This is a genomic window from Algoriphagus sp. (assembly GCF_024642405.1).
GTDB lineage: Bacteria > Bacteroidota > Bacteroidia > Cytophagales > Cyclobacteriaceae > Algoriphagus.
In genome coordinates, this window is the sequence record NZ_JAHEBC010000306.1 from 1 (window position 1) to 4,647 (window position 4,647).

Annotated in this window: 3 protein-coding genes; all 3 read left to right on the forward strand. The window is 33.6% G+C overall.

Annotated features, from left to right (window positions below; genetic code table 11):
- A partial coding sequence (locus tag Q0L68_RS16665; protein ID WP_296705331.1) for a VCBS repeat-containing protein occupies nt 1-941 on the forward strand: 941 nt, incomplete at its 5' end.
- A gap of 550 nt (nt 942-1,491) precedes the next feature.
- Nucleotides 1,492-2,634 carry a hypothetical protein gene (locus Q0L68_RS16670; RefSeq protein WP_296705333.1) on the forward strand — a complete coding sequence of 381 codons (1,143 nt, stop codon included), beginning with the start codon at nt 1,492-1,494 and terminating at the stop codon, nt 2,632-2,634.
- 702 nt (nt 2,635-3,336) lie between these two features.
- Nucleotides 3,337-4,005 (forward strand): hypothetical protein, encoded by a 669-nt coding sequence (locus Q0L68_RS16675; protein WP_296705334.1) that lies wholly within the window; start codon nt 3,337-3,339, stop codon nt 4,003-4,005.
- Nucleotides 4,006-4,647: the final 642 nt, after the last annotated feature.

Below are 4,647 nucleotides of genomic sequence, written 5' to 3' on the forward strand. Positions count from 1 at the left end.
CTGAGTTTATCGATCGATCGCTGATCGGTCAGGTAAAGCGATTTGGTGAGTATTATGAGGATTTTTCCACCATTCCCATGGATGTCAACGAAGATGGGAAAATGGATTTTATCACAGGAGGTTGGTTTGAAGGAACCTTGATCTGGAAAGAAAACCCGGGAGATGGATCTGAATGGCCCGTACATGAAATCGCTAAAACCGGTAATATTGAAACCACTCGGAGTTGGGATATAGATGATGATGGAGTCTTGGAGATTTTTCCTAACACGCCAAGAAAACCACTGGCCTTTTACAAAAAAACCAGTGCAGATCAATTCGAAAAGTATCCCGTAGCGGACATGCATGGACATGGACTTGGTTTGGGCGATATCAATGGAGATGGCAGAAAAGATCTGGTAATTTCTGAAGGATGGCTGGAAGCTCCTTCGGATCTAAAAACCGATACTTGGACCTTGCATGAAGATTTCAACTTGGGTGATGCAAGTATCCCTATGATCATAGCAGATGTAAATGCAGATGGCTTAAATGATATTATTGTTGGACAAGCACATTCCTTTGGCTTGTATTGGTTGGAACAGCAAAAGTCTGATAATTCTATCAGCTTTTTGAAACATGATATTGATCCTTACCAATCTCAATACCATACGATGGAGTGGGTGGATATTGATAATGATGGAAAAAATGAATTAGTAACAGGAAAGCGCTACCGCGCTCATAATGGCAGAGATCCAGGAGGTAAGGATTATGTGGGATTGTACTATTTCAAATGGAATGGAGAATCTTTTAGCAAGAATATCATCAGTTATGGTCCTGCAGGAGATGGTAAAGGTAGCGGATTGTATTTTTCTGTTGCAGACCTAAATGGAGACGGTTGGAAGGATATCGCAGTGGCTGGAAAGGATGGCTTGGTAGTATTCCATAATTTGGGACAGGGGAAATAGTAAAGAGGAATTACTTTTTTAATCTTATCTATTAGAAAGCTTAGCTTAATTCTAAAGACTATGCTTTTCCAAAGCATTTTTGACGCTCGATCCCACCTTTCTATCCATATCCATTTGAAATTGATCTTTGAGTGAAATTTCATCCGGATAATTAGTTGGATTCAAGCTATCGCCAGATACAAGGCATTTAAAAAGGGATATGGTAAAATGTATTTGTTGAGGTAGGGGGAGATAAAAAATAAAGATTATCAAAGATGAATATACTTGACCTATTTGGGTTAATTGCAACGCTAAAAGTGTATAAATAGGTTTGTCGAGAGCTTTGGTAAAAATGTTAAATTAAAAGAAGTAGTATATGGAAAATGTGGAAATACCAAATAATAAAATTGAAATCAATACTATTACTTCAAGTACCGAATCAAGACAGAAGTTTTTAAATTCATTAAATTAAGAGTACAGTAATAAAATGAGATAGAAACTCTAGACTCTGTTATTAGTAATAATTTTAACATTTTAAGATTAAACAATGGTATTTGAAAATTCTGATTTTATGTCAATTTTTCCTCTTAGAGTAACTTTTCTAAAGATTATTTTTCTTATCCTCTTATCTAACAGTCAAGTCGCATTTGCACAGAAAAATACCATAACATCAACCGGTCCGGGTGGAGGTACCATTGAGATATCACCAATTGGATTGAGATTGACCATGGATGATTTTTTTCAGAGGTTTACACGCACCATTACAGAGTCTTCAGACAGTATTATGAGGCTTTCTCAGGACAACTCAATTGATAAGGAAGCCTTAATCTGGAAAATAAACTCCATTCCTGTCGCGCAGAGCTCGATATTCAGTCGGGATCCTTTTCTCGCTTATATTGATATAGCAGTATTTACATATCAAATGAAACTATATTTTGAAAAGGGGGCTGGTAAAGAATTGTTTGGGGAATTTCAATTCATTGCCATAGGAACTTTGGATTTGCTCTGGAATGATTTGCTCACAATAGGCCGGGAATTGGTACCAGATGGAGATATTTCTGATGGTACTAAACTAGTTATGGATTTTGCAGAAGAGAACCCAATCTCGAGTTCCTATTTTGTCAGAAAATCCACAATACCTCTATTGACTGAAATTCAGGATCTCGAAAAAGTGACTTTTAAAGGACTTGCAAAAGACATGTCGGAAAGTCTTGATGATTTGACTTCACATATTAATAGTTATATGGAGATCCTTCCAAAGCAGGTACGCTGGCAAACCGAATATTTACTAAGTAATGTTTTGACCAACCCAGATTTAAATCAACGATTTGACTCACTTTCCAGCCTGTTTGATAGAATGGTAATTCTAGCAGAATCGACTCCCGAAATAATAGACAACCAACGAACTGCTGCATTTGTGGACATTAAAGGTGAGCGAATCGCAGTATTGGAGGCGATTCGTCAAGAGCGAAGTATTATTTTAGACGAAATAAGAAAGGAAAGATCGATAGTGCTCGCAGAATTAAATGAACAAATAACCTATCAAAGGGAAGCAAGTTTTCTGGAACTAAATGCATTGACTAACCAAAGCATTGAATTAGGTTTTAAAAATCTTGAAAATCTTGTTGATAAAATCTTTTGGAGAACTGTAGTATTAACTTCGATTTTATTGATAATCACAATTATTGGATTCATCGTTTACAAGAAGATTTAAGAGACTTTTTGAGTAAAAATCAATAAATCAATACAAAGGATTTTTACAATTTTTGGTTAGGTTAAAATTAAGAAAAACCTTAGCAAAAAAATACCTTCAGTGAATTATCATATTTAATTATTAGTATTTAACCTTGATTGACAGGTAATAAATAGAAGAACATATCAATATTCGAATGCTATTCTGAGAACTTGAAGTGAAAATCGAAGCTCTTTTCTAGCACTTGTACGCATCGATACCAATAAATAGCCTGTGATAAACTTAGATGTTATTATTAGATTCTTTTAGGTTCTTAACTTAAAATAATTCGCATTATTTTATTAGAAATATGGTCAAATCAAGGCTCATTTCTAAGGAATTACCGATCACAACTCGCTTGATACATTAAGTTGTAAAAAATGTTTTTTTGGTCATTTACATTATTAAACAAGGCCCAACTTTTTTTCAAAATGGATTGAAAATTTATCAATTAAGAAACAAGAAACCGCTAAAATCTAATTAATGTTATAATTTTCAATCTCTATTCACCGGAGTAACCATCACTCTTTTTTTCATCTTAAATCTAAAAATATAACAAGTAAACTAACTTTAAAATACTTAAAAAAGCATTTTAAATTATATAAAAAGCTACTAAATATTTGAGTAATATGTGTATTTATATTAAATTGAAACATAAGTATTTTCAACTAAACGTTTTTACTCATGAAAAATTTTTCATTAATATTCTCAATTGCACTCCTTTTGATCATATCAGGATGCGAAATGTCAAGTGAGGTTGATAAACCAACCGACCCCACACTGAAAATCACAAATATTTTAAACACCGTTGATTTGGACGGTAATATGAAACAGGTAAAAGTCCAACCCAACTTCGCAGATGGTAAGGCTACAAATAGCAATGCGAGAAAAGGCGATGGAACCGTTTCAATTAATGGTCATATGGATTGGTACCCAAATGATTCAGATAATACTTGGAAAAAATCTTTGAATGCCATTAACGGAGATGCTACTTCTGGAAAAGGACAAGTTGAAGTGAAATCAAATTTTTGGGGCGACGTCCATGGAAGTGTAATGTGTGCCTATTCAGAAGGAAATGAAGCAGTTGTTGCTATGTACATTACCCAAGCACCAGATGAGATGAATGTCTGGTATAATGAAGGAAGCATCGTTTGGTTTCGTTTGACTGATAATGGAGAAGGGAAAAATGCGCCAGCTGATCAACATTACAATACCATTTGGTATTATCCTGGAAATTTTGAAACCATTGAAGAAGCACAGGATTTTCTTATGGATTATACTTGTGAAGATTTATTTTGGTATGGCTGGGGAACTCCTAAAGATATAGAAGAAGGAAATTTCCAAATAAGATAAATCCAATTATATTAAATTCTTATTACAAAAAAGGTGTAGAAATTTCTACACCTTTTTTTTATTACCCACTAGGGCTTTATGCGACTATGTTCCTTCAATTTTAAAATTGACCAGAAAACCTACCAATGTCCAAAGTTTTTCATTTTCACTTCTTTGATTGGAGGAGCTTAATTGAAAATATTTATCAGATTTGATTATAGTGAAACCAATCCTTATTAAAATTAGATTTTTGGCGCATCTCCTAGATTTAAACGATTTATTTGAGCTGCAAAAAATGATTTTCCTCTTCTTCATTGAAGTGGACATACATCAGAAATTTTAGCATGGAAAATATGTTTGGTTTTTGAAATCAGATCACAAAATATAGTTTGAGAAAGAAAATCAATTGATAATCAATCATTACCGAAACAGTGTTTCATTATAAGATATTTAATGAATTTTGCTTCAACCGGTATGAAATTAAAACTACTACAAATACGCCAAATAGGTCATTTAAAAGTGGCAAGTACTAAATGATTATTATTTTAGTAAGAAATATTGGCCAGCAAAGATCGCTGAACATTTTTCAAATCAATCATCAATACATATGAAAGAATTAAAACTCATGCTTACCATAGAAGAAACGGATCTTATTTTGGAAGC

Coding starts and splice junctions, on each gene's coding strand:
- Q0L68_RS16670 (WP_296705333.1), top strand. CDS start 1,492: ATGTCAATTTTTCCTCTTAGAGTAACTTTTCTAAAGATTATTTTTCTT.
- Q0L68_RS16675 (WP_296705334.1), top strand. CDS start 3,337: ATGAAAAATTTTTCATTAATATTCTCAATTGCACTCCTTTTGATCATA.